At 61.4% G+C, this 24,750-nt stretch carries 22 protein-coding genes; all 22 read right to left on the bottom strand.

The features are described 5' to 3' along the window. Window positions 1-11 precede the first annotated feature (11 nt). Window positions 12-2,249 (bottom strand): hypothetical protein, encoded by a 2,238-nt coding sequence (locus tag VJ464_12080; protein HKQ05864.1) that lies wholly within the window; start codon window positions 2,247-2,249, stop codon window positions 12-14. 82 nt (window positions 2,250-2,331) lie between these two features. After that, entirely contained in the window at window positions 2,332-2,565 is a 234-nt protein-coding gene (locus VJ464_12075) for a hypothetical protein (GenBank protein ID HKQ05863.1), read from the bottom strand. 10 nt (window positions 2,566-2,575) lie between these two features. Then, window positions 2,576-3,619 (bottom strand): hypothetical protein, encoded by a 1,044-nt coding sequence (locus VJ464_12070; protein HKQ05862.1) that lies wholly within the window; start codon window positions 3,617-3,619, stop codon window positions 2,576-2,578. A gap of 12 nt (window positions 3,620-3,631) precedes the next feature. Next, the gene (locus tag VJ464_12065) at window positions 3,632-4,159 is read right to left on the bottom strand and encodes a hypothetical protein (protein HKQ05861.1); all 528 of its coding nucleotides are present in this window, start codon (window positions 4,157-4,159) and stop codon (window positions 3,632-3,634) included. Window positions 4,160-4,162: 3 nt separating this feature from the next. Continuing rightward, window positions 4,163-7,129, bottom strand: coding sequence for a hypothetical protein (locus tag VJ464_12060; GenBank protein HKQ05860.1), 2,967 nt, complete (start codon window positions 7,127-7,129; stop codon window positions 4,163-4,165). Beyond that, complete coding sequence (locus tag VJ464_12055; protein ID HKQ05859.1) at window positions 7,129-8,739, bottom strand: baseplate J/gp47 family protein; 1,611 nt, start codon at window positions 8,737-8,739, stop codon at window positions 7,129-7,131. Before VJ464_12055 ends, VJ464_12060 begins: the two co-directional genes overlap by 1 nt. Window positions 8,740-8,762: 23 nt before the next feature. Next, window positions 8,763-9,143 (bottom strand): GPW/gp25 family protein, encoded by a 381-nt coding sequence (locus VJ464_12050; GenBank protein ID HKQ05858.1) that lies wholly within the window; start codon window positions 9,141-9,143, stop codon window positions 8,763-8,765. Between the two features lie 22 nt (window positions 9,144-9,165). Further along, complete coding sequence (locus VJ464_12045) at window positions 9,166-9,471, bottom strand: hypothetical protein (GenBank protein ID HKQ05857.1); 306 nt, start codon at window positions 9,469-9,471, stop codon at window positions 9,166-9,168. A gap of 2 nt (window positions 9,472-9,473) precedes the next feature. Further along, the gene (locus tag VJ464_12040; protein ID HKQ05856.1) at window positions 9,474-10,259 is read right to left on the bottom strand and encodes a phage baseplate assembly protein V; all 786 of its coding nucleotides are present in this window, start codon (window positions 10,257-10,259) and stop codon (window positions 9,474-9,476) included. After that, the gene (locus VJ464_12035) at window positions 10,256-11,386 is read right to left on the bottom strand and encodes a contractile injection system protein, VgrG/Pvc8 family (protein HKQ05855.1); all 1,131 of its coding nucleotides are present in this window, start codon (window positions 11,384-11,386) and stop codon (window positions 10,256-10,258) included. Before VJ464_12035 ends, VJ464_12040 begins: the two co-directional genes overlap by 4 nt. An 11-nt stretch (window positions 11,387-11,397) precedes the next feature. Further along, a complete protein-coding gene (locus VJ464_12030; protein HKQ05854.1) occupies window positions 11,398-12,183 on the bottom strand; it encodes a hypothetical protein in 786 nt (261 codons plus the stop codon). 2 nt (window positions 12,184-12,185) lie between these two features. Then, entirely contained in the window at window positions 12,186-12,896 is a 711-nt protein-coding gene (locus VJ464_12025) for a hypothetical protein (GenBank protein ID HKQ05853.1), read from the bottom strand. A gap of 30 nt (window positions 12,897-12,926) precedes the next feature. Beyond that, window positions 12,927-13,196 carry a hypothetical protein gene (locus VJ464_12020; protein ID HKQ05852.1) on the bottom strand — a complete coding sequence of 90 codons (270 nt, stop codon included), beginning with the start codon at window positions 13,194-13,196 and terminating at the stop codon, window positions 12,927-12,929. A 21-nt stretch (window positions 13,197-13,217) separates the two neighbouring features. Further along, on the bottom strand, window positions 13,218-15,425 hold the full coding sequence (locus tag VJ464_12015) for an ATP-binding protein (protein HKQ05851.1): 2,208 nt from the start codon (window positions 15,423-15,425) through the stop codon (window positions 13,218-13,220). Then, complete coding sequence (locus VJ464_12010; protein HKQ05850.1) at window positions 15,422-17,071, bottom strand: Pvc16 family protein; 1,650 nt, start codon at window positions 17,069-17,071, stop codon at window positions 15,422-15,424. The genes VJ464_12015 and VJ464_12010 overlap by 4 nt, the downstream gene beginning before the upstream one ends. 7 nt (window positions 17,072-17,078) lie before the next feature. Further along, complete coding sequence (locus VJ464_12005; protein ID HKQ05849.1) at window positions 17,079-17,909, bottom strand: hypothetical protein; 831 nt, start codon at window positions 17,907-17,909, stop codon at window positions 17,079-17,081. Window positions 17,910-18,286: 377 nt separating this feature from the next. Next, the gene (locus tag VJ464_12000; protein HKQ05848.1) at window positions 18,287-19,282 is read right to left on the bottom strand and encodes a hypothetical protein; all 996 of its coding nucleotides are present in this window, start codon (window positions 19,280-19,282) and stop codon (window positions 18,287-18,289) included. 2 nt (window positions 19,283-19,284) lie between these two features. Beyond that, window positions 19,285-19,767, bottom strand: coding sequence for a phage tail protein (locus tag VJ464_11995; GenBank protein ID HKQ05847.1), 483 nt, complete (start codon window positions 19,765-19,767; stop codon window positions 19,285-19,287). A 35-nt stretch (window positions 19,768-19,802) separates the two neighbouring features. Further along, entirely contained in the window at window positions 19,803-22,163 is a 2,361-nt protein-coding gene (locus VJ464_11990) for a phage tail sheath subtilisin-like domain-containing protein (protein HKQ05846.1), read from the bottom strand. Between the two features lie 84 nt (window positions 22,164-22,247). Beyond that, window positions 22,248-22,499 (bottom strand): hypothetical protein, encoded by a 252-nt coding sequence (locus tag VJ464_11985; GenBank protein HKQ05845.1) that lies wholly within the window; start codon window positions 22,497-22,499, stop codon window positions 22,248-22,250. Between the two features lie 110 nt (window positions 22,500-22,609). Continuing rightward, the gene (locus VJ464_11980) at window positions 22,610-22,840 is read right to left on the bottom strand and encodes a hypothetical protein (protein HKQ05844.1); all 231 of its coding nucleotides are present in this window, start codon (window positions 22,838-22,840) and stop codon (window positions 22,610-22,612) included. Window positions 22,841-23,161: 321 nt separating this feature from the next. Continuing rightward, a complete protein-coding gene (locus VJ464_11975) occupies window positions 23,162-24,574 on the bottom strand; it encodes a sigma 54-interacting transcriptional regulator (protein HKQ05843.1) in 1,413 nt (470 codons plus the stop codon). Between the last annotated feature and the right edge of the window lie 176 nt (window positions 24,575-24,750).

Here is a 24,750-nt window from a genome sequence, read left to right as displayed (position 1 = left end):
CTGTCGGCGCGTCATCCGCTGACGGTGACCAGCGTGATTTGTACCTGGCCTAACAACTGGCTGGTTGTCGCATGCTTGGCGAGAAACGTGAAGGTCAACGATTGCCCCACCGTGTTCGGCGGCCCGAACTGGAAAAGACAATCGCGATGACCGAGCGCCCCGATACTGCCGTCGAGAGGGAAAATATCCTTGACGATGTTCCAGGGCGGCGAGTTCTTGGGGTTGAAATCCAGCGTCACCGGCACCGGGGCATTCGTGTTGTTGAAGACCCGGAACTTGATGTCGGCAGAGGCGAGGCTGATCGGCACCTGGAAGGCATTGCCGACCAGGTTGACGTTCGCCGTCGCCACGTTGATCGCAAAATCCTGCTCGGAAAGCGGCGGCGGACTGCCGACCGCCAGAGCTTTTGGCGTCGACGAGTGCGTCAGCCCGCTATTGTTGTGCCTGGCGCTGACGCGCAAATTGATTTGCGAGGCGGCGTTATCCAGATTGGGCGGCAGGAGCGTGACGATCAGCTCGCGGCTATCATTGCCCGGCCCGAATTGCGCGGTGAAGGGGATCGTTCCATCCGAGTTCTTGACGGTGCTTTGCCAGGTCGGGACGGTGAAGACTTCGACATCAAGATCATCCCTCGGCGACACGCTGCCGGTGACTTTATAGCGTAAGTCAAAGGGTTGATTCTTGAGAATTGTCGGCGTCGCCGAGCCGAGATAAGTCAGCAGCAGCGTGCCGATGGGCCGATTGATTTCGCTGCTGAATGACGCGTTGATTTGGCCCTGCGTGCGGACGGCTTCAAACAGGTTCTTTTGCTGCAAGGCGCTGGTCAACGAGATAAAGCCGATTGGCGCCGGCCCGACCAGGAAAGTCTTTATTCTGGCGATGACGTCTTTGTAAGCCGACGAATAGACCTGGCCGCCAGCCTTCACCAGCGGCAGAACCGCCGTTTCCCAAACGCTGACGAAGCGGTTCTCGGCTTCCAGCAACTGCCCGAAAAGCGCCAGCGCCCCTTTGCTGTCGAGCGACTTGGTATTCATGAGGGCGGTGCCGTAATCGGCAAGCGTCGCAATGGCGCTGAGCGATTGAATGCCGATGACCTCGCCCGCCAGGTAGGACAGGCCGGGCTGCACGAATTTGATCGTCAGGAACTGAATGAAGTCGCGGACGCTGTCGCGGGTCTCGATGAAGCGGGTCAGAAGCTGCGCCGAGTTGACGAGAACCGCGCCGTCCAGCGCCCGGAAGATCACTTCTCGGCGCAGCGCCAGGTCGATGTCGCGCTCGTCGCTGATCCGCTGCGCCTCCAGGCTGGCGACGTTGGTCACGCGACTCAGCACGGCGAGCGCGTAGAAAGCGTGCCCCGCTGGTCTGTTCGCGACGAGGCCGGGAAAGTCTACGGTCTTGGCGACCCGCACGGCCCATTCGCGACGCACGCGGATGGCGGTCTCGACGCCGATGCGATTGTCTATCAGCTCGCGGTCTTCATTGCTATCCACCTCGCGATGCCAGACGTCGAGAAACACAGTGTAGGGCTCGGTAGCCGACGGCGTGGCTAATGCCGGCACCACGCCGACCCCCCAGCGCGAGGCCAGCTCGGTGTTTTTAAACAGCGGCTGTTCACTATATTTGAGGTCGGCGTTGTTGAGCACCATCTGGCCGCCGACGAGAATCCGGCCCGCATTCTCCGCCGTGCCATCCCCGCCCCTGATGATGAAATCATTGCCGGTGCCGGGCGAGGCGGCGACGTTGCTGATGGCGGCATTGATGGCGGCGACGACTTCGGCGGCGGTTGCCGCCGCCATGTTGGCGAAGCCCGCCGCGGTGAAGGTCACAGTCTGCGACGGTTGACCATCTGCCTCGACGACCAGCGTCTGGCCATTGGCCAGTTGGAAAGGCTGCGCTTTGTTGCCGGTCAGCTGCGCCGGCGACGAGCCGAACCGGGTCGCCAGCGCGTTGCTGGCAGTAAACCCCAATGCCGCCGCCGCCGATGAGCTTGCGAGGTTGATCTTCACTGACGATTGGCCGACGGCAGTCTTCTTCGAGCGCAGCACGATGGTACCGACGCCGCCGCCCTCGATGGCCAGGATGCGAAAGCCATCGTTGCCGAGCGGCACGCCGTCGCCGGTCACGACGCGGTTCAAGTCTTCAAATTCCAGCCGCCGCAAATCCTCCGTCTCGTTGACGTCCGCATCGACGATGGGCACCCCTTGTTGCTGGCGAACGCTGACGTAGTGTTTGGCCCTCGAATCAGCCAACCGAACTTTAGGATCTCTTGAGTAATTGCCCATAACGCTCTCCCTCAAGCGCGCTTGAATGAGTGGGTTTCATTCCCTCTCATCAAGCGTCGCGCTGCGGCTTCTTGACCAGTTTCTTCCGCTTGATGTCAACGACATAGCCATCAAAGATGTCGTGACCGGGCAGGTCGGCGAGGGGATTATCCGCCCCCAGCTCCAGCACGCCTTCGCCCTTCGCATCCAGGACGAAGGGGTGTTCCAAGCCTTCGTCTAAACTCTCGACCTGCGCCACGGAAATGATCTGGCCTTGCTTGTCGAAGTGAATGAGCATTCGCATGATGTGATCCTCAACTGGCGAGCAGCTCGAAGAACTGCACCGCCACGCTCACGGTCAGATTCGATTTATTCTTGATCGTGATGCCGCGCCGCGAGGAGACGATGTTGGCGACGTTCACCTGTTGGTAGAAGGCGCTATAGGAAATGCTCGCCGTCGCATTCGGCCCCTGCGAAGTGCCGACCACCAGGGCGCTGAGCAGGAGGTGCCCATGCTGTTTGCCGAGGATGCTGTTGGTTAAAATGAAGTCGGTCTCGGCCAGCGGGCCGACGGAAAAGATGGGGGCGGAAATCGCCGACTTCTTGAGTTGCGTAATCGCTATCGAATTGTCAGCGACTTTCTGCTGGGTGACGGCCTTGTCGGCGAGCTGTTGATTACCGGCGGCGCCGGCTTTCAGCGTGCCATCGCTTGCGAGACTGGCGGCGAGCCGGGCGTCGAGGCTGGCGGCACTGCCACGCGCCAGGTTGATTTCATTGCGGATCGCAGCCACGGTCAGCCCGGTCAACCGCTGGTCGGTGACTTTGTTGGCGCCCGTATCGATGACCGCCAGGAGGAAATGGTCAGATGTCGTGATGGCGGCGGCGCTGACCAGCACCTGCCAGTCGAGCTTCTCGCGAATGGCGGTCTCGGCTTTGACGTCGCCGCCGTTGAGCAAGTCGCTGTCTTGCGCGCCAGTGACTTCGCTGCGGAAAACTCGCAGGTAGACGTTGCTCGCGCCCGCCGGCAGGACGGCGGGATTGGGCGGGTGCGGTTGCGCTTTGAAGGTGGTGTTGGCGGTGAGCCTGACTTCGCCGCCGCCGACCAAGCAGCGCCCGGCTTCGATGGTGAAGTTATTGTTGGCCACGTCAAGGTTGCTGACGCGAAAGGCGTTGGCGCTGTCGGCGGGCGCGCCATTGCCGAGGTAATGCTCGGCCAGCCGTTGCGGGCTTGCCAGGTCGCTCGCCAGGTTCAATTCGCGGTCGAGCACCGGGCTGCCCTGCTGAAAGAGCACGCGGCTGTAGCCCTTTATCAGCGCCTCTTGTAAGACGGTTTGCGGGTCTTTTGAATAATTGCCCATAGCCTTCGCCTCTCAAAAGATCAATCGCACACGGCGTTCGAGGGTCACCGAAGTGTCTTTTTGGATCACCGGGTGGCGGATGTAATCGATCATTGCAAGCTGGTCGTTCAGCTTGCCGAACAGGCCGAATTCGCGCAGCGGGTAAGTCGTGCCGCTCACGGGGGGCGGCTGACCGGGGCCGAGCGTGGCGACAATCTGGATGCGCGTGCTCGGGCCTTTGGGGAGCACGTTGTCCTTCTCGTCGAGATACTGCAAGACCAGCGATGGCCCCAGGGTGAGTGTGAACGGGCTGCCGTCAACCAGGGTTTCGGTGATCGGCAGCGGGGCGACCGGCGGCGTCGTGTCCCATACCGCGCTGCCTTTACCGACTTGCATCTGCTGAATGCCGAACGTCTTGTTCTCGTTCATCATGAACCCGGCAATCAGCATGCGACAGCGCACCACGATCAGGTTCGAGCGCCAGCCCGAATCCGATAGCAAGCGCCCCCCGGCGTCTATGAGTGTATCGCGGTAGATTCCTTTGATGGTCAGCTCAGCCATAAACTATTCTCCTTCTTCGACACCTCGCAAAAAGAGCCGGAACGGGAAGTCCGGCGGCAGCACACCCAAATCCGGCAAGCCGGGGTTGGGATGTTGCGCATCCCAGGTGCGCACCCAGCGGAAGTTGACGCGATCACGAAACGCGTCGTCGATGTTTCCCAGAACCTCGCCCAGGATCGTGTCGACCATCTGCTCGCTGATGAGGCCCTGCGGCTTGGCCTCCGGTTGTGAATAGGTGTAAACGGATTCGGGGAAGACCTGGCGAATGATGAGCACCACGCGCAACTGAATCGGCAGGAAGTTTCTCAAGACGCTGGCGATCATATTCTGCTTGCGAATGATGAGCTGCTGATCGACGGTGTCGGGGATCAGGTAAACGCCGACCGTGTCGCGGGCGTACCAGGCGTCGTCGAGCTTCCGCGTGTCGTAGGTGTAGCGCTGCACGTCCTCAATCGCGTCGCGCAGGCCGATCTTCGCGGCGTTGCGCGTATCCACGGTCGTCGAGCCGGCGTAGCGCGCGTCAATCGTCTTGGCAGCGGGGTAGAGCGGGCTGACATAGGTCCGGCTTTCGTTGCTGCGATACAAGAGCAGCGGGTCGTTGTTTTTCGTCAGCAGCGCCGCCGGCGCCCTTTGCGTAAACTGGCCGGTGGTGATCCGCGTGTCGTTAGCCGCCGGGTTGGGCGTCAGCCGGTTCGACCAGACCTGCCAGCCGTCAGCCTGATTCGAGCTGAAGAACAATTCGATGTCGTCGGTGCCGAGAAAGAGCGGCGCTGGCTCCTTCTTATCGTGGTCAGCGAGCACGGGCGTCAGCTCTTGCTCAAGCCAGTCGGCCTCTGCGAGCGTGTTGAAGTTGACGTTCGCCGTCGTGCGGTAAAAAATGTTCCAAAGCCCGTTGCTTTTCTTACGGCTCCAGAAGACCCAAATCTTGCCCTTCGCCGGGTCCTGGTCGGCAGGATCGAAGACGACGACCGGCTCACGGTCGGCCAGGCTCCCGGCCGTCAGTTGTCTGGAAGCCCCCCAGCTTGTGCCGTCAAATCGGTTGTACCAGATCTTCCAATCGCCGTTGCGCCGCGAGCTCCAAAACAGCCAGAGGTTACCGGCGTTGTCTTTGAAAGCCGCCGGCTCCGTATCGTCGGCTTGTGGAAGCTCAGGCGGCAGCGGCGTGCCGAAGCCGAGCGCCGGCGCGGCAGTTGACCTGACGACATCGAAGGCCGACAGACCGGCCTCTCTGATCGCCGGCGAGAGCACCTGCACGGCGACCGAAGCGGCTTCGCCGGCGGTGGGCGAAGTCAGCCTGACCCGCTGACTGACGGCGCTGGCGACGCCCGGCAGAATGTCGTTGATGGCCGCCGCAACTTCCGCGGCGCTGAGATTGAAGCTGGCCGCCCCCCCCTGGCTGAAAGTGATGAGCTGGGTCGCGCCGCCATCAACCGTGATGACCAGGCTGTCGCCATCCTTGAGCGCGAAAGGCTCCTGGGCGGTGCCCGTGAGCGCCGCGCTGGCCGCGTCGCTGCCGGCCGCCGTCCCCGACAATCCCAGCGCCGTTGCGACGCTTGAAGCGCCGACCGCTAAGGTCGAGGCGCTGCCGGCGGCGGCGGCAGTGATCGTGATCGTGCCGTCATCGGCGACCGTCACCGCGACGCCCGGCAATTCTCCGTCGAGCCGCGCCGCGACTTCGGCGGCGGCGGCGGCGGCGAGGTTTTGAAAATGCTCTTGATGAAACGTGACGGTTCTCGTAATGCTCGTCACGCCATCGTCGATGGTGATGATCAGCTGGTCGCCATCAGCAAAAGCGAATGGCCCGGTCTTGCTCCCATGCAAGCGCGGCGGGTGCGCCGGACGACCGGCGGCGAAGGCTTGCAGGCGCAACTGCTGGAAGGCGCTCGACCCGGCTTTTTCATCGCTGCCCCAGAACACACGGAAGTGACCGGGGGTGATTTCGACCGCCGCCGGATACTTGTTCACGCCGCCGCCGAAAGTCAGCCGCCGTGACGGCAGCCATTCTTCCTGATCCTTGATTTTGTACCAGAGGTGCCAGCGGTCTTCAGTGGGCGCCGGTTTTCCGGGCTCATGGGCGAGGGGAACGGCCTGGCGCGCATGGTAAAAAAGCCATGATCGCCCATCGCGGGCGCGCGACACGGCTGGCCTGCCCTCGTAGGCCACGTCGAGCGACACCAGTTTCGCCGGCTGCCACCGATTGCCGCGGCGCTCGCGCTCGTAAATCGTCAGTTGCTCGGCGGCGTTAGAAAGAAAGACGTTGTGAACGAACTCTTTGACCTGCGCGTCCCAGGTCGTCAGCCGGTTGAGCGTGGCGCGCAGATTGGCGGCGATGCCCGTGGTCTTATAAAAGTAAGGCGCGTACTTGATCTCGTTGCGCTGTTTGTCGAGCGGCAACGTGTAATCGCTCTGCCAGCCGATCCATTTCGCCAGCAGCGGCAGCAGCTCGCCGTCGATGCGCTCGACGCTTGAGGCATCTCGCATGCCACCCGCGAAGCTGCGCAGCAGATCGAACTGCAAGCCGAACATCTCGATCAGCCGGCGCAACTGCCCCTTGTCTTTGTCTGCGGCATCGAGGGCAGCGGTGGCGGGCGGCAGCAGCGTGTCGTAGCGCCGATAAAGCTCCGGCAGGTCGTCGTATAACTCAGCCGCCGTCTGGTAGGCGGTGGTCGCCATGGCCGAAGCGAAGACCGGCGGCGAGAGGTTCGCCAGATTGTCATAAGCGACGATGGCGTAGTAATAGACGGTCTCGCCTTTGAGGTGGCGGTCAGAGAAGCGACCGACTTGCCCGCGCGGGGTCGTCGAATCGTCGAGAATCTGTTTGTCTGTGTTGATGTCGGTGAGCAGGGGCAGGGTGAATTCGCGCCGCAGCACCTTCACGCCCTTGAAGCCGGCTTCGGCAGGCGTCGTCCACGAGAGGTCTATCTGACCGCCGCGCGGGTTGGGTTCGGCTTTGAAGTCACTGACCTGCACTACACGCCTCCCTGCACATCGATTTGCAGATCGCCCAGCCCGAGGACGGCGATCTGGTTCTCGCGCAGCTCGATCAAGCCATCGTGAGTCGGCGCCAGCGCCGCGTCCGAAGGCTCGAAGCGGCGGACGAAGACGTGGTCGACGCCGTCGAGATTCTCCAGCGCCTCGTAAATCTTGCTCAGGTACAACGTCTGTTTGAAATCGACTTTTTCAAAGTCGAGCAGATCGCGAATGGCCTTCTCGGCATCGGCTCTGACCACTTCGTTGCGGAAATAAGGCACCGCCACGACGTCGACGGCAATCTCGATGTGCACGTAGGTCGGGCTGAGGATGCGAATCAAACTGGTCACCATTCGCTTATCTTCGAAGTAGGCCAGCAGGTCGCGCTGCAAAATGTCGGAAGGCTCTTCGCCCTTGCCGGTCGGCGCGATGTAGAGGTTGACCATGTTCCAGTTGCCGGCTTCGGCGCGCGCCTTCGAGACTCCGGGGAAGAGCTTGGCCTGGGCGACGTAATCATTGGCGGTGACGGCGCGCTGCATGGAAGTGAAGGCCGTCGGGGCAAACTTGACCGCCTGGTCAATCGATTCGCGCTCGTCGCCGCCGCTGGCGGGCAGCGGGTTGTTCACCTTGGCGCCGAGCAGTTGTAATTGCGGGGCACGAGCAATCACCGTGATCTGCCCGGCGCCGACGTTGCCGATAGCGCCGCCGCCGACGCGGTAGTTGGCGATGAGGCGGGCGTTCGGCGGCGGAATCTGCCCGTACTGGCCGTCCCCGAAGATGATCCGGGTGACTTCGTTCTCGTCGGTCTCGGTGGTGTAATCCGGGTCGGCGTTGCGGCTGAAGGCGAGCGTCGCGCCGATCCGGCCTTGCTGCTCAAGGGCGGCGAGCTGTTCGGGCGTGAAGGCGCGCCCGCTGAAGATCAAGTGCCGGCGCAGCTTCCAGGGCGGCGTCGGCGGCGCGGTGTCGACGACGATCTCTATCGAATCGCGCAGCACCCGCGGTTGCGCTAGCCGGTATTGCTGGTTGGGGGAGCCGTCGGAAATCCCGATCACTTCGTTGACAATCGAGCGGCCTTCGCGCACGGGGATGACGGCGGTCGCCTCTTTGAAGTTCTTCAGCGGCGTGCCGTCCGGTTTTTTCGCCGAGTTCGGCACAAGCTGTGAAAGATCAATGACCAGCGGCTTATCGTCGGTGTATTCGAAGGTCAGGCTCTTTCTATCCTTGCTGCTGCTGGTCGCGAATTGATCGCCGCGGCGGATTTCGACTGTCTGATTGACGCTGTTGGCGACGATCACGCTCAGGCGCGCGGCGGCGGGCGCGGCGGCGGCCATTTCGTAGCCGATGAGCCGCAGATGATTGATGACGCTGCGGCGCTCCTGCGCGGTGTTGAGAAAGGCTTCGTTGGCGACGCGGTCCTGGTAATAGCTCAGGATGTCGGCCATGTAGGCGAACAACTCGATCAAGACGATGCCGAAGTCGGCTTCCGAGCGGTCTGTCCATTCCGGCAGCTTCGCCGGGATCAGATCGATCAGCGCCTGGCGAAAGCTGTTGTAGTCGCGCGCCAGGTAATCAATGACTTGCCGGTTTTCTCTGAGATTGATGGTCGCCATCGGTTGATCTCCTGATCCTAGCTTCAGAAAGCAATCTTCACCTTGCCCGGTTCGAGGCGGTCGCGGCGGACGTAGACGACTTCGATTTGCAGCTCGGCTTCGGGAACGCGGGGGTCGGCTTCGTGCGTCAGGACGTCAACGCGCTGCACGATGATTTCGTCGCCCAGCCATCGCTGCAAAGCCTTGGTCACGGTGAATTCGGTCGTCGCCGCGAGAATCTCGTTGTTCGGGTCGAAGACCAGATCACGCAAGCCGCAGCCGAACTCCGGCAAGCTCACCCGCTCGCCCGGCGACGTCAGCAGCACTTGCAAGACCCTGGCGCGCAGGTTGTCGTTGCCCGTCAGGGTATCGACCTGGCCGAGGTCGTTGATGCGGAATGGGAAGGCAAAGCCGGTTGCGTCCATCTTCGTTCGCGCCCTTTCGTCCTCATTTGACGTGGCCGGTCGTCGCCCCGGTTTGACTGGCGGTGACCGTGCCGCTGCCGGGATTGCCGCCAACCGTGACCGAAGCCGTGCCCGAGGATTGAATGCCGAAAATCTCCATGTTGGCTTTAATGTGGCTGACGACGCCGCCGGCAATGGCGAACGCCAACTGCTTCCAGCCGTCCTGAACCTTTTGCAGGTCCTCAGGCTTCAGGCCTTGCAGCGGCGGCGACAGCAGCGTGTTAAGCTGGTCGTAAATGGCTTTGGTCATTCCCGACGCTGCCGTCGCGTCGCCAATTTCAAGCGCCATAATCATTTCACCATGTTGGTCTGTGACAGCGCCGGGGTCAGCATCAGCGGCGCGCCCGGCACCGGCGGTGTCGTCGGCGCGCCCAGATTCCCCGTGTGCATGTGCAGCGCAAAGACGTTGGTGACCCAGTTGTTGAGCGCGGTGACTAACTGATTGCCCAGCACCAGCGGCTCGGTCGCGCCATCGCCGATTTTTATTTGGCTGCTTTTGATCGTCACGCTGGAGCTGTCCATCGTGATGAGGTTGCCATTCTTGTCTTCGATCTTGATGCCGCTGTCGTCGAGCGTCACCTTGTTGCTGTTGGCGTCTTCGAGCTTCATGCCGTCCTTGTCGATGACGACGGTGTTGGAGTTGGCGGCGTCGGTGATTTTGATCGCCTCGCTGCCGCTTTCGTCGGCCAGCTCAATCGTGTGATTCAAGGTCTTGATGATCTTGCTGGTCGGCGGCGATTGGTCCTTGGCCGGCGACGGCACTTCGCTCGACCCGCCGGGCTTGCTCCAAAATGTCCCGACCCAGATGGGAAAGTCGAGATTGCCCGCCTCAAACTCCACCCAGACGCCTGCGTCAACCTCCGGGATGAAGAAGAAGCCCTGTTCCGCCGCCCCGCCATAAGGCGCGCAGGGCAAGGCCCAGCCGCTGACGACCTCGTTGCCGAGGATACTGGGGACGCGCAGGCGTAGGCGTCCGCGATTCTCCGGGTCGGCGTTATCGACCACAAAAGCGCGGTACTTGCCGTAATAGCGGCTCTCCACCTTTTCGATCAGACGCGCCAGCAGGTCGTCGGTCATAGCAAGCCTCCGAGCAGCCCGCCGCCGGCAAAATCGGCAGGCCCTGAAGGTGCCATGGCGTTGCGCCGCGCCGTGAATTCCTGGACGTAACCGTCGAGCGTAAAAACGTGCTTGACCTTCGTGACGTAATAAATGCCGCTGAAGCTTTCGCCGACGCCTTTGATGGGCACGAGCTTTTTCGCCTGCAAGATGGCTCCGTAAATCGCGCTGTCAATCTTGCCGCTTGCTTCGATGAACCACTCGGCTTCGTCAAACAGGGCGCGGCAGAGTTTCTCCATCTCCGGCTGGCCGGTGGCGACCGCGTGCTTGACGAACAGGCGCGCCGCCGCGCCGTTCGGCGTGGCGAGCGAAAGCGTTCCGTCACGACCGAGCAGGCGCTGGTCGCTGCTTTCGACGACCGCATCTTCGACCTGCTTGCCGATGGTATCGATCTGATGCATCTCTGTGGCGGCCGGGCGCAGCGCGTTCAGCCTGGCATCAAAGGCGAGCAGATTGGTCTCGGCGCCGAATTGGATCGCCAGAACCGGCTGCGCCGGCTCCGTCAGCACCGGCTTGCGGAAGAAGCCTGTGTCGCCTTTCACAAAACACTCGAAGCCGTTGCGGCGCGCCAGCCGTTTGAGAAACTGGGCGTCGGTTTCGCGCTGGATGATCGTCGAGACGGCTTCGTCGTGAATGACCTCCGTCGCATCGACGGTCGCCGTCAGGTTGTAACCGGCGAATATCTCCTGGGCGATATCGCTGTCGCTCTTATTCGGCCAGTCCTTGATCTTTTCTTCGACACTCATCAAGCAGGTAGCGTCCGTGCCATAGATTTCCAGCACGCTCTGGCTCTCGTTCAGGTCGATGTGCGGCTTGATCAGCGTGATGTAGCCGGTGATTAACTCGACTTCGCCATCGGCGACCGTGGCCGAGATGGTCACTTTTTTCCAGGGCTTCACCCGCTCGTCGTCCAGGAAAATCCAGAGCCCGTCATCGGCTTTCGTCGTCGCCAGCTTGATCTTGAACATGCCGGCCAGGCGGTGGTCTTCCTCGACTTCCAGCTCAATCAGCGACGGGAAGAGGTCCGTCGCCGCTTCGTCTTCGATAGAGATGGTTGCGGTGATCTCTGGCACGTCTACACCCTTCACCCAAGCTTCTCCTAAACCGTCTGGTTAGGAGGGATGATGATCTGCGTCCCGACGCGGGAAAGCATGGACGACTCCGGCTCGCGTCCGAAGCCTGATTTGTCAATCAAGGCAAGCAAGGTCTGCCTCGATAAGACGGCGCTGTTGTAAACGACTTCTAAAGTAGCCTCGACGACGACGGACTGAACCGCGATGATGCCCGGCGTGTCGGCCAGTTTCTTGACCAGTTGCTGCCAGCTTGCTTTGGCCAATGGGTCTTCAAAGGTGAAGGCCTCGTTGGCGCGGCCTTGATCGTCCCAGGCAAACGAGCGCAAGAAATGAAAGCCGCCGCCGTTTATCCGGTTGACCACCCGCTGGTGCGTCGTCGGCGATGCGGCAGAGATCACCACGACGGTCGCTTCGAGAAAGTCCGGCTGGCGCGGCCTCACCTCGTCAAAGAAGTTGAGCCGGAGGCGCTCGACCTGGCCGACGGCGCCGAGCGTCGTCAGCAGCGCGTCAAAGCGCGCGGCGAAGTCGGCGCTCGATAAGACAAAGCGCTCGCTGACGAATGGCCGGCTGTCGAGCAACGCCGTCGGGAAGGGCGGCTGCGGGTTGGCGTCGGCAATCTGCCACCATTTCGTCGCGTCGTTGTAGTATTTGAACGCCAGCAAATCCAGGCGGTCGTGGTCGCGCACGGTGTGCAGAAACCGCCCGCGGGTCGTCGGGATCAGGCGCAAGTCTTTGCCGCGTCGGCGCTCGCCTTCGGCGGTGACCGGCGTCACTTCTGGGAGATTGCGGTAGCGCGAGCTTTTGGTAAACATAATTACATCGGGATAATCGTATTGGCGATGTCGCCAATGTTGGCCAGATTCAGCAGCGACATGACTTCCTTGAGCCCCTTGGTGTAGATGTAGGCGACGTTCGGCCCTTCGATGACTTCGAGATTGACGCTGACGGTGACGCGCGTCGGGTTGAGGTCGCTGCTGAACTCTTCCTCGCGGATCGACATGCTGGTGATGTTGACCGGCATGACTTTCTTGCGCCCCCAGATGAACAGGATGACCGGCGGGTTGTTCGCCTGATCGACCAGCGTGAACGCCTTGCTGGCGCCGCCGATCAGCGCCGACAACGCCGCGCCCATCACGCTCTGGCTCTTGGGGACCATCATCAGCTCAAGCGTCGAAAGCTGCGGCGCCACCCCGAACTGCTCGGTGATGGTGTCGCCGGCGTTCAGCTTGTCGGTGGCGTCGAGCCGGATGTCGAAGTTGAGCGTCTCGGGGCTGACGACGATCCGGGTATTCTTACTGCGGAATTGCATCAGGATGCCCGGGTCCTTGACGATCTGCGTGAAGTCTATGCTCTGCACGGGGTCCTGATCGCCGCCGGTGTAGGGCCTGTAGGTGTAGGCCGAGCGCGAGCGGCTGATCGTCACCGGGTTGAACTGGAAGACGACGATCAGCGGCGGCACGCTGATGCCGAACTCGACGAACGCGCCGCGCAGAATCTTCGGCTGGTTGGTGAATCCGTTTGTCATTCTTCGGTCGCCTTCTCCTTTCGGTCGGGTTTACAGCGCCGCCATCACGGCGCGAAAGATGCTCTCGGCGCTCGCCCGGGCGATGGCTTCGTCGTCCATCAAGTCGAACGAAACCGGTATCGGCGGCAGCGCCAGATGCTCGATGACCGCATCGGCGTCGAGCTGCTGAAGCTCTCTCTCAAGCAATTCCTGCACGTAGGCGAAGGTCAATTGCGCAATCGGCGCGGCGCGCTCGGCGTGCCTTTCGCCGTTGACGATGGCCAGGCGAACTTCATTGAACTCTAAACCGCGTTCGTCCATGTCGAGCCTCACAGGTCGCGCCTAAGAGCCCCTGAGCAAGGCGTGGTAAGGCGCGAAGTCTGCATCCGTGCAGAGCTTGCCCATCTTCTGGTATTCGCGCAGGGTGGCCTGAATCAAGTCCTTCATGTGAATGACGCCGGAGTTTGCCGCGGCCAGAAAGGCGGCGTTGACGGTGATATTCTTGATATTGCCGCCGGCGATATGAATGCGGTTGGCCAGGAAATCGAAATCGATGTCTTCAGCAATCGGCGCTTGCTCGGGGAAATGCTGCCGCCAGATGCGGTAGCGATGGCCGGCGTCGGGGAACGGAAACTCGACGGCGAAGTGCATGCGCCTGAAGAAGGCGTCGTCAATGTTCTTGCGCAGGTTGCTGGCGAGAATCACCAGCCCCTCGAACTCTTCCATGCGCTGGAGCAAGTAGCTGATCTCGATATTGGCGTAGCGGTCGTGCGCGTCTTTGACTTCCGAGCGTTTGCCGAACAGCGCGTCGGCCTCGTCGAAAAACAGAATGGCGTTGCTGGTCTCGGCTTCCTGAAAGACGCGGCTGAGATTCTTTTCGGTCTCGCCGATGTATTTGCTCACCACCGACGACAGATCGATCCTGAAGGCTTCGAGCTGTAACTCGTTGGCGATGACCTCGACGGCGAGCGTCTTGCCGGTGCCGCTCTGGCCGTAGAAGAGCACGCACAGCCCCTTGCCGAATGCGCGCTTGCGGCCAAAGCCCCACTTGCCATAAACGGTCTGCCGGTGTTTAACCTGCGCGCATATCTCATGCAGCTGCGCCAGCGCATGGTCGCTCAAGGTGATGTCGGCCCAGCCATTCTTCGGCGACAGCTTGCGCGCCAGCGTGCCGAGCTTCTGATTCGATTGAAAGCGACAGCCGCTGTAGAGATCCTCCATCGTCACGGTCGCGCCTTCGCCTTCACGCCAGTGTGCCGAGTTGCGCGCCGCGATCAGCGCATTCTGAATCTGTCCGGGGGTCAGCCGAAACTTCGTCGCCAGTTCTTCGCAATTGACCTCCGGGGCGATGTCGGCGCGCTCAGCCGTCAGCGATTTCCAAAGCTCCGCGCGCGCCAGCATGCCCGGCGTCGGCAGCTCGACCTTCAGGAAGAGGTGCGCTTTGAAAAGCCCGTCCGGCTCCCATGCCTGTTGCGTGGCGATGAACGTCAGCCAGGAGAATTCTTCAATCGCGCGGGCGATGACCTGACGATGAGCGAGGCTCTTGTCATCGTCGCCGAGCAGCAGATCGAAGTGCTCAAGGTAGAGGGCCGCCGGCTGCAAGATGGCCTCGCGGCAGATCAACCGCAAGGTCTCTTCAAACGGCTGGGCGCGCAGCAGCACTTCGCGCATATCGACGATCAGCAGGGGCAGGTTCATCTCGCGGCAGGCGGCGGTCGCGAGCGACTTCTTGCCGGTGCCATCAGGCCCATAAAAATGCAGGATCAGTTTGCGCGTCGCGCGCTGCGCGCTCTTGAGATGGTCGCCGATGACGCCGAGCAAACGCGCCGTGAAGCCTTCGGGCCAGCGCAAGCTCTGCACGTCTATGCTCGCCGTCGAAAACCGGCAGCAGGCGCTGATCGCTTTACTGAGATTAGCAATGCCGAGGAGAAAATTCGTAACCGCTTCGTCGAGCTTCATCACCCGCGCCGGCAGCGGATTGTCGCCGCCGTCAAGATAGCGGAGAATCTGCGACTTGATGAGACTCGCCTGCTCGGAAAAGCATGCCCGCGCCTGAATCATCTCTTCGGGCGTGCCGCACAAGAGCCTCATCGCCAGCGCGACGCCGGGCTTCTTGCGCGTCACATCGTCTTGCAAGTAGGCGTAAAGTTTTTCGTACTTCAGGTCGAGTTCCGGGGCGAGACAAAGCAAAATGATCTGCTCTTCAAAAGGCGTCAGGCCGAACAGGTAGGCCAGATGCGGGAGGGTTAAAAAGATGCCCTGTTCCAGGCTCGCCTGTCGGCTTTGGGCGGTCTGTTTCTGCAAAGCGACGGCGGCTTTCTGCGCCGCCGCAGCCCGCGGACTTTGCGCCGCCGCCGTCAGACTCGCGTCGAGCAACTGGTCTATCTCGCCGTCGGAGATAAACATTCCCTTGAACATCTCCTCCTGAGTTTTTGTGGCGCTCTGCCTCGACTTCAGCACCTCGCGCTGAATCAGCAGGTCGAGGCGCTGAAGCTCTGCGAGCAGATGCTCCCAGCTATTCTCGAAAAGTTTGACGGGCTTGCTTTTCACCCGAGCACCTCGAACGAGACCGCATTCGTAGTGTTTCCATCGACGGTCACCGTGACTGGCACGGTGCCCGCCGCCAGGGTTGCGGGCACCTCCAGGCTGAAGCGATTCATAAAGGGTTGGCCGGTGATGGTGACGTCGGTTGCGCCGAAATGGACGACGACATTCTGGCCGCTCAAGCCTTCGCCGCTCAGCGCCACCGTGTCGCCGGCAAACGCTGCGGGCGGGTCGAGGCTTTCCAGTTGTGGGGGGATGACGTTGGACTCGCGGCCATCAACCAGAACCGAGACCCGCTGATTCGCCGGCAGCAGCCGCGCCACGTTGACGACGACTTGCGCATTGCTCACCGCGTCACCGGGGTCATTGCCGACGCTGAGCAGCAGCTTGCCATATCTTACGCTCACTTCGCTGCCACTCAATCGCGCGCCGTTGACGGTGATCGTCGTCTTGGCCGGCGTGACGACCGTCGTCAGGTTGACGGATTGAATGACCGGCAGCACCTCGTAGAATCGCGCATTGCTGCGCTGCGGGCTGCCGCCATTGATGATGAGGACGACGGGTTTGAGACCGTTCGTGGTGATCGCGCCGGGCACGATGGCGCGAACCAGTCCGTTGGCCGGATCGAGGGTCGTCGTCGCCGCTTGCCCGGCGATTTCGACGCCGATAGTCGCGCCCGCCGGGGCGTCGAACGGAATGGTGAGCGGCACGCCGGTCGCGCCTCTCAGCGGCTGAATCGCATCGATCCAGGGCCGCACTTCATAAAAAGCCGGCGGGCTTTCCAGGCCGCCGGCTTTGACGACGACGCGAAGCCGGGGCCCCAGCAGCGGCGCGGCGGGAATATTCAGCTCAATCGCATTGGCGCTGAGCTTGAGCAAATCCGCCTCGCTTAACTGAATGCCGCCGACCGTAACCAGGGTGGGCCCGCCGCGAGCTTTGAGCCCTTTTCCCTGGATCACCACGCGCGCCCCGGCTGCCCCGTCGGCGGGTTCGAGGGCCGTAATCAGCGGCGCTTCGATAGTTCCCAACTGGAGGCTCGCCTGCTGCAAGGGGGGCGCAGGATTCGGCGGCAGCACTAGCGGGGCGATCTGCACCAGCGAAACTTCATAGGCGACCGAGAGGCGATACGCTTTGCTCAGCCCCGTCCAGATCTTCGAGAACTCCTCCATAGAGATCGGCGAGAGGTTGATCCTGAGCTTGTCAAACGAATTGCGCAGCTCGGGCGGGAATTGCGAATCGAGGTCGGCATCGAAATCGGCATCGTGAATGTCGTTGAGCACAGGGTACTGGTGCAAGATGGCAAGGGCGTTGCCCAGCAGTTGATGCGCGGCGATATCGTCGCGCGCTGCGCCGGCGGACTTCTTGGCGTAGGCCGTCAGCAAGTAGTGCAGGTTTAAAGCAATGGGCGGACGCTTGATGGCGACCGGGTTGGCGCGATCACCCGGCCAATCGCTGTTCTTGGCAAAAGGGCTTTCGGTCAGGCGATACAAGAAGAGGTTGATGCCGTTTTCCTGATCGACACGCGTATCGTCAGGCGGCACCGTCGTGACCTTAAACACCGCGCCAACCCCGAGCAGCGGCGGCTTATTCATCTTTTTTTCGAGTAACTCGGCAATTGCTTTGGTTACTGCGCCGATGGCCAGATAACTCATAACGGTTCTAAAACCCCAGATAAAAACGTCCGAGGTGATGGCGTTCCAAAGCGGCGCGCGAATCTGGCGCGCCGGGCTGTGACCGCGCCCGCGGCGGTTGCCGCACAGGCGCAGGCGGTGTCTGGTTGATAAGCTGGACCTCCAGCCGGTTGATCGTCAGCTTCGCCGGGCGATTGCCGCGAACCGCCATCGCCTGGCCCTCTGCCAGGCCGCGGAAGGCCGGCTCGTCGCTTTGAGCCGCAACCATCGCCTGTGTGTGGGGCTCAGTTTTGACGACCGCGGCGGGCCGCTCGATCAGGCGCGCGGCGCTGCTCATTGGAAGCGTTGAAGAGATCGGCGCGGCCTGGTTCGCCGGTTCTGGCTCAGTCGCCGGGCGAGAGCCAGAGGCTATGGCCGGGCGCTGGATCGCTCCTTCCTGTCGGGGCGGTTCGCCTGAAAGCCGCATGGGAAGTTGCGGCTCAAGCACCCGCGCGGTTCGCGGCGGTCGGGGCGCGGTTTCCATTTTGTCGAAGCGGCGCTCAGGCTCGACGGTGGCGGGCGATTGCAAATCTGAAAAAGCGCCTTCGGGAAGCGCCGCCTTTGGTCGATCTGAGAAGTGGAAGGCGGGGCCGTCACCCGCCTTTGCGAAAGTCGCCGCCGGGCCGCGGTGAATTTCACTCTCTTCTTCTTTCGTGAGGGTAGCCGAATCTGCAAGCGGTCGGCCCTGATCGGTCGGCCTGGTCCCCGCCACTTTCGGAGTCAGCGCCGTGACGCTCTGATCAACCTGCCTGTGCTCGTGTGAAGGATTGCTGCCCCGGTCTTCGACAGGCAATGAGTCAAGCGCGGGTGGCGGTGTCAATTGACTGGCTTCATCATCAGATGGCGTCGGCTTCCGAGGGCTGCGACCTGACGGCAGTTTTATTTCTATCGCACTTTCTTCGACAACCTCAGGCAGCGGCGTCGAAAGCGCGGCGGGTGGATTGGCCGCTTGCAGCAGCGCCCGGTTGTGAGTGGGCGGCCCAGGCGTCCGGTCAGCGTTCGCCGGTGATGGCAGCGGGCCGGGCGGCACTGGCGGCTGGAAAGCGGAAACTGGCGCGGCTAAGCCGCCACGATTTGTATGGCTAAAGCTTCTTGCGCCGGATCGCAGGATGTTTGAGAGATATCCTCGCATGAAATTACCGCCACCCCTTTCCCGCGGTTGCCGCGGGCCGGCAGTTTGCGCCAGGCCCGCAATGCTCAATTGAAGCGGTCGATCTCCTCTTGCAGCCGCCTCACGTAACGCCGCCTTTTTATGCGCGTCATTGCCAGGATGTCTTGCTCAGACCAGTGGTAATGCCAGGCTAGAAAATGGACGTCGCGCTCCAGTTGGCGCAGGTTGGCGCGCATCTCGGTCAGAAAGAAGGCCGTGAAATCGAGCGCGGTATTGAAAGGCGATTGGCACTCCGGGCAGACCAGCTCCATTGCCATTGAAGACGGTGGCGCAAGGCGCTCGATCTCCGCCTCGATGCTTGTCAGCGCCGGCTCGCCAAGACTTAAGACCATCGCTTCGTCCACCGGCTCGGCGTCATCGATTCGCTCGATGCAGCGCGCCAGCAGCTTATAGGTGGCTTGCGATTCATCGGCGTGGTACTCGGCGGCGAGCGCTTCCTGGTCTGCCCCTGTCGGCAAGCGGAACTCGACCAGGCGCTCGCCCCGCGGCCCGTCGGCGAGCGCCATCTGGAAGCGCCGCGTCGTCACCGGTCGGCGCTCGATTGGCAGGTCATCAAGAGAGAGGATCAAATCCATAGGCTTACCGCAATCCGCGCGCGGACAGCTCAGCACCGCTTCGACTTGCTTGCCAAAGGTCATCTCGCGCAGCTTGAGGATCAAGTAATCCCTGTCGCCGACCAGCAAATCTCTGACGGCGGCGGCGCTCACTTGTCCGAGCGAGCCGATTCGCTTGATGAACCTCGACAGCAATCCGGTGACGACACTGGCGACACCGGCCGTCGCCTGAACGGTTGCCAGGAACTCTTCTTCTTTTCCCGTCACCGGGACGACTTCCACCCGGTGATGGGCGACGTTGTCCGCGTCTACGTAGCCGCCGGGCAAAATGAAGATGCCATCTTCAGGGTGCTCTTCCGCCGTCAGGTTGCGGGGCGTGCCAATCGGTGCGGGGCCGTCTCCGAGTCGCTCGTCATCCGAAACACCTGCCTCGACCGCCGCGCCATCCGTCGCGAAGGCAAGCGCCATAATCAGGTCTCCTTGACGTTGGTGTCACGCTCCCACCCTTCGTTTTCCAGTTTCAGTGTCTGGATCATCACGGCGTTGGCAGAGGCGTCCAGGTCGGGCATGGCTTGATACTCAGAGACCCAGCAATTGAAGACTTTATAGGCCAGCACCTTCTGGCCATCCTCGTTCAAGACGTTGATGATGATGTCTTTGCGGAAATCCTTGAGCGACAATTCCGGCTTACCGCTAAAGTTGTTCACCTTGTTGGCCCACTCCTCGAAGGTATGATCCTGGGTGATTCCGGCCGTGAGAGTGATCGCGTCAAACTTGGTTTTTCCGGGCAGCTTGCGCGAGGTGCTGGGGTCTCCGGCTTCGCGCCACTCGACCATCTCGGTAGATTTCTTCAGCGCGCTACATTTGCTCAGGCCCGCCACGGTGCGACCATCCCATTGAACCTGGAACCGAAAGCCGCGGTAAGGGTCATGACTTCGTGTGAAAGTTGCCATGTGCGTTCACTCCTTTGATTCTTGAGATCAGGCGCTTAGCCCTGTGACTGCGCGGTCTTTTGACTGAACTTGAGGACGACGAATTCGGCGGGCTTCAGCGGCGCGAAGCCGACCAGAATGTTGACGATGCCGAGGTCGATATCGGCTTGCGTGGTCGTCGTGTTGTCGCACTTGACGAAGAAGGCTTCGCTGGGCGACTTGCCCTGAAAGGCCCCGGCGCGAAATTGCACGAGCATAAACGAGCCGATGTTGAGGCGCAGGTTGGCCCACAGGTCATCATCGTTCGGCTCAAAGACGGCCCATTGAATGCCGTTGTAGATGCTCTGTTCGAGAAAGATCGCCGTGCGGCGCACAGGGATATAACGCCACTCGGGGTCGCTCCGGGTTCCCAACGTCCTCGCCCCCCAGACGACAATGCCCGACCCTGGGAAGGTGCGGATGACGTTCATGCCGATGGGGTTCAAGAAGTCCTGCTGCGTGTCGCTGATGTCTGCGGCAAGCCCGACGGCCCCTGCGACATTCGCTTCCGAGCCGGCGGGAGCTTTCCAGACGCCGCGCTTGGCATCGATGCGCGCGTACATCCCGGCCATAAATCCCGAAGGCGGCACCAGTACCGGCAGGGACGAGCTGCCGGTTGGGTCGGGCATCTGCAACCAGGGAAAGTAGACCGCCCCGTAGGAATTCTTCGTCGGCAGAGAGTTGATATAGCCTTGCCCTTCTTCCATCGTGTCGGTCTCCATCGGCGTATCGCCGATGAAGAAACAATCTCCACGTTTCGCGCAGTAGCTGACGCCTGCCGAAACGACGTCTCGGAGGCCATTGCCCGGCGTGCAAACGATACTGACATCGTGGACGGGGTCCAGGGTCAACAAGCCAGCCAGGTACTGTGCCGTCTCCGGCAGGTTGCCGTCGCTGCCGAAGGTGACGGACTCGACGTTGCTCGTCGGCTCGACTACGGCGTCGCCCAGGTGATACTCGGTCGGGTCTTTCGAGTTCGCAGGCCGCAGGATCGCCGACCCCTTGGTCTCTAAGCCGCCGTTGGCCTGGCCCAGCTTCAGCTTTCTCGCCGCATTATCGCTCGTCGCGTCGGTCACCCGGACAGAAGACCGCGGGCGCGTCGCCCCGGCAGGCGTGCCGCTGGTCAGCAGCAGGCTGGGATTGTTCGGATGATCCGTGCCCTTTTCATACGTGCAAGCGAGATTCTGGAAGGCCAACTTGTTGGCGGCGCGGTTTGGCGTAATCGCGTTAACCGCGGCGGCAATCCGCAGAGCGATATTCGCCCCCGTATCGAGGGTGCCCGACAGGGTCACCAGGTGCGGGCCGTCTCCGTCGACCTCGATGACGAATCGGTTTTCGGTCGTGACATAGACGGGCGGGGGAACATTGGTCACCACTACCGTCGAGGTCGCGCCAGTCGTGCCCGATGTCAGCAGGAAGGCATTCGGACTGCCCGCGGCGTTAAAGGTGCAGGTGAAGCCCGTGTACGCCGCCGCCTTCGCCGGGTCGCTGGGCGTCAGCGCGCGCACCGCCTTCTGGATTTCCGCCGCGACCGCCGCCTCGTTGGTCACCGCCGTCCCGTCAGTGGCCCTGAGCGGAATGGTGATGTCTTTGGCGCCATCGCCGTCCAGGTTGATCCTGAGCTTGCGCTGGTCGGCGTCCGGGTTCGGGGCTGGCGCCGCCGCGCTTTGACTCGTACCTGAAGTGGCCCCTACCCCCGCCGTTTCGGTTCCGCCATTAGGGACGCCGAGCTTGAGCGCGGCGGCCGCATTGCCGATTGGCAATTGGCCGCTGCGACTGGTGCCTGCCGTGGCGGTCGCTTTATTCGCGGCGGTGGCCACGGCGCTGATGTACTTGGATTTTTCGGCGAGCACCTTCTCGACGAAGTTGCTGGCCGAATCGTCCATGCTGAGATTATCGAAGGACTCCAAAGGCAGCGGCGGCAGCGGCGGCAGCAAATCGCTGCGGTCTTTGAAGACGCCGAGGGCAAATTCGTTGCCGGGATCGGCGCTGCCATCGGTGATGACGATGTCGAGCTTGTTTCCCCACGCCCCTTCGTTGGCGGCTTTGATGGTCAAAGTTTTTGCAGGGGTCGGGGACTTGCGGTCTTTGATGCTGATGTCGGCGGTGGCGACGCCGCTGCCGGCGATTCGCACAAGGTAGCAACTGGTGCCGCCATTGTTGAAAAACTGAAAGACGGCGTGAGCCAGCGAGCTATCGTTGAGAAACGCGCCGTACCGGGTCTGAAATTCTTGAAAGCTGGTGACCAGTACGGCCTTATTCAAGGTTCCCATTTCGGCCTTGCCGATGAAGGCCGCCGTCGAGGTGCTGACGCCCTCGATGGGGCGCACGCCGCTGGAAACCTCTTCGATATAAACGCCTGGATGCAATCGCGCCATCGCTTCTTCTCCTTATAGTGTTAAGAGGTGATGATTCTTAGCCGTCGCCCAGCCGGGCTGATGCGGAAGCGGGCCCTGGGTTTTCTATGACCTCGGCCTTCTGCGAGGTGCCGGGGCAAAATTCTCTGGGGTGGCTCGTGCGGGCTCGCCCTGTGCTTCGACCGCCAGCGTTTCGATGAGACCGCGACTCCGTAATTTCTCGAACTGCGCGTTGCCGTTCGTCTCGTGGTCGTCAACCGGGGCAGATTCCTGACCCGGCCCCAGGTAGACGGCTTTGCCGCTGTTGAGCTCTAAAATGAGCTGTTGCTTGGCTCGGTTTGCAATCTTAAAAGCCATTCGTGGACGCCTCCTTTTCAAGACCCGCTACGGGAAAGCGCGGCCAACGCGCCGCGCCATCACTCAGTTGCCCGACCCGGCCAGCCGGCGACGGCGTGGCGTGCCGCGCGTCAAGGCCCCGGCCGGTGCTCTAGCAGCGACTGGATGGCCCGCATCTTACGGCGATTAATTCGGTAGTGCGTTCGCCGATCTTTTGATTGGCGCTCAACGATCAGCCCGCGCTCGACCAGCTCAGCCAGCGCTTCTTTAACTGCCTGCACCTGCCAGCGGATCTGTTGCTCCAGCAGCCACCACTCGACAATTCCTTCCAGGGTGTCTTGCGCGTCGGTGTGCTCGCTCATGTAGGCCAAGATTTCAAGCGCAACCTCTGACTTTTGGGTTATGCACATCGAGCTTCAGTTGCCTTTTGGGTTTGATCGTTAAAGCCTCTCGCCGAGTGAGGCCGTACAATAGTCCCGATTACCGCGTGCCGATTTGCTGCCGCCAATTCCTGGTTGCAAGTGCTGCGCCATTCGCTCAAGTCTTTGAGTTTGCTTGCGCCGGCAATGCTCAAGCAGGCTGCTTTTATCCTGGCGTCGCAAGGCGAAGCGGGAAAGGACTTTGGCTAGAAGGAGAAAGCGGCTAAGACATTTTTGTCCTTGTCGCCGCTCGCAGTCCACCCATTAAGACGCGCCGGGTCGGTAGCTTTGCGGGTCTATGCGGTGTTTGCGGATCAGTTGCCAAAAGGCGCGGCGATTCTTCTGTGCCGCCTGCGCCGCTCGGGTGATATTGCCTTGATAGGTCTTGAGCAATTCTTCAATGTAGGTGCGCTCGAACTGGGCGATCATCCTTGCTTTGTCTTCCTGGAACGAGCCTGGGCGCGGGCCGCTTTTCTTGCCCGGCAGCAGCAGGTCGGGGCTGCGGATGGTCGCCCGCTCAGCAAGCAGGGTTGCCCGCTCGACGACGTGTTCCAGCTCGCGCACATTGCCCGGCCACTCGTAAAGCATCAAGTTTTCCATCGCGTCGGGTGAGAAATCGCTGACTGGCTTGTCGAACTCGGCGGCGTACTTGGCTAAGAAATGGCGGGCCAGAAGCGGGATGTCCGGGCGGCGCTCTCTGAGCGCCGGCAGCACAATCGGGATGATATTCAAGCGGTAGTAGAGGTCTTCGCGCAGTCGGCCCGCCTTGACTGCTTCTTTGAGGTCGGCATTGGTCGCCGCGATCACTCGGACATCGGCCTGGCGGACTCGTGTAGAGCCGAGCGGGCGGTACTCCTTCTCCTGAAGGAAGCGTAAGACCTTGACCTGGGCGAGCAGCGGCAGACAATCAATTTCATCCAGGAACAGGGTGCCGCTGTCGGACTCATGGATGAGCCCGGGCTGTGCCGTCGCCGCCCCGGTGAACGCCCCGCGCTCGTGTCCGAACAATTCATTTTCCATCAATTCCACGGGGATAGCGCCACAATTGACCGGGGTGAATGGTTGACTTGCCCGCGCGCTGAGATAATGAATCGACCGGGCGCAAAGCTCCTTGCCGGTGCCCGTTTCACCTGCGATCAGGATGGTGGCATCGCACTTGGCGATCAGGGAAATCTTCTTCAGCTCGGTGACGAATGCCGGGCTCTCGCCGACCAATTGTTTCAACCCCTGTCTTTTCTTCAGCGTCACGGTGAGCGTGTGCTCCTGACATCTCTGCTCCAGCAATCGCCAGATGCGCGGCAGAACATCAATTGCCTTTAGCGGCAGGGTGATGAAATCGGAGGCCCCCAGCTGGAGCAAATCAACCATCACTTCTGGCTTATCGACTTCGGTGACAATAATGATCAGCGCCTGTATAGATTGTCGCCTCAGAGCCCGAATCAGGGTGCGGGCCGGCTTGAGGGTGCTCTGGGAGAAAACCACAAAGATAACGTCCGGATTATAGCGCCCGACCATGGCGTGGAAATCGCCATCATTGAAGCCGGGTTCGTGGCTGGCGATGGAGACTTGTTGAAACTCGCTGCCGGCAGGAGCGTGTGATTCGAGAATCCCTCGTAGTAAGCAAGCCAGGTTTTCTGTCGGATGGAAATCAAGCAGTAAGTGTCTGGCTTTTTCCATAAACTGTGCTCCTCTTTTCCAGACCGTTGATGGACTGCGGCTCAGGTAACCGTCTTCTATGTGAGGGTTGGCGCTATAGATTGTTGCGTTGGCAGCTCATCTATCGGCACACCGTAATCGTATAGGCATAGCCGCCAGCAACCACCCCCCGAAGGGCGGCTTGCAGCTGACGATCA

Source organism: Blastocatellia bacterium, from assembly GCA_035275065.1.
Classification (GTDB): Bacteria; Acidobacteriota; Blastocatellia; order UBA7656; family UBA7656; genus DATENM01.
This window is presented reverse-complemented; position numbering and strand designations above follow the sequence as displayed.

Bases quoted from the DNA above. Each gene is read 5' to 3' on its own strand.
- VJ464_12075 (HKQ05863.1), bottom strand. From the start codon at position 2,565: ATGCGAATGCTCATTCACTTCGACAAGCAAGGCCAGATCATTTCCGTG.
- VJ464_12070 (HKQ05862.1), bottom strand. From the start codon at position 3,619: ATGGGCAATTATTCAAAAGACCCGCAAACCGTCTTACAAGAGGCGCTG.
- VJ464_12065 (HKQ05861.1), bottom strand. From the start codon at position 4,159: ATGGCTGAGCTGACCATCAAAGGAATCTACCGCGATACACTCATAGAC.
- VJ464_12055 (HKQ05859.1), bottom strand. From the start codon at position 8,739: ATGGCGACCATCAATCTCAGAGAAAACCGGCAAGTCATTGATTACCTG.
- VJ464_12050 (HKQ05858.1), bottom strand. From the start codon at position 9,143: ATGGACGCAACCGGCTTTGCCTTCCCATTCCGCATCAACGACCTCGGC.
- VJ464_12045 (HKQ05857.1), bottom strand. From the start codon at position 9,471: ATGGCGCTTGAAATTGGCGACGCGACGGCAGCGTCGGGAATGACCAAA.
- VJ464_12040 (HKQ05856.1), bottom strand. From the start codon at position 10,259: ATGACCGACGACCTGCTGGCGCGTCTGATCGAAAAGGTGGAGAGCCGC.
- VJ464_12030 (HKQ05854.1), bottom strand. From the start codon at position 12,183: ATGTTTACCAAAAGCTCGCGCTACCGCAATCTCCCAGAAGTGACGCCG.
- VJ464_12025 (HKQ05853.1), bottom strand. From the start codon at position 12,896: ATGACAAACGGATTCACCAACCAGCCGAAGATTCTGCGCGGCGCGTTC.
- VJ464_12020 (HKQ05852.1), bottom strand. From the start codon at position 13,196: ATGGACGAACGCGGTTTAGAGTTCAATGAAGTTCGCCTGGCCATCGTC.
- VJ464_12010 (HKQ05850.1), bottom strand. From the start codon at position 17,071: ATGAGTTATCTGGCCATCGGCGCAGTAACCAAAGCAATTGCCGAGTTA.
- VJ464_12000 (HKQ05848.1), bottom strand. From the start codon at position 19,282: ATGGCGCTTGCCTTCGCGACGGATGGCGCGGCGGTCGAGGCAGGTGTT.
- VJ464_11995 (HKQ05847.1), bottom strand. From the start codon at position 19,767: ATGGCAACTTTCACACGAAGTCATGACCCTTACCGCGGCTTTCGGTTC.
- VJ464_11990 (HKQ05846.1), bottom strand. From the start codon at position 22,163: ATGGCGCGATTGCATCCAGGCGTTTATATCGAAGAGGTTTCCAGCGGC.
- VJ464_11985 (HKQ05845.1), bottom strand. From the start codon at position 22,499: ATGGCTTTTAAGATTGCAAACCGAGCCAAGCAACAGCTCATTTTAGAG.
- VJ464_11980 (HKQ05844.1), bottom strand. From the start codon at position 22,840: ATGAGCGAGCACACCGACGCGCAAGACACCCTGGAAGGAATTGTCGAG.
- VJ464_11975 (HKQ05843.1), bottom strand. From the start codon at position 24,574: ATGGAAAAAGCCAGACACTTACTGCTTGATTTCCATCCGACAGAAAAC.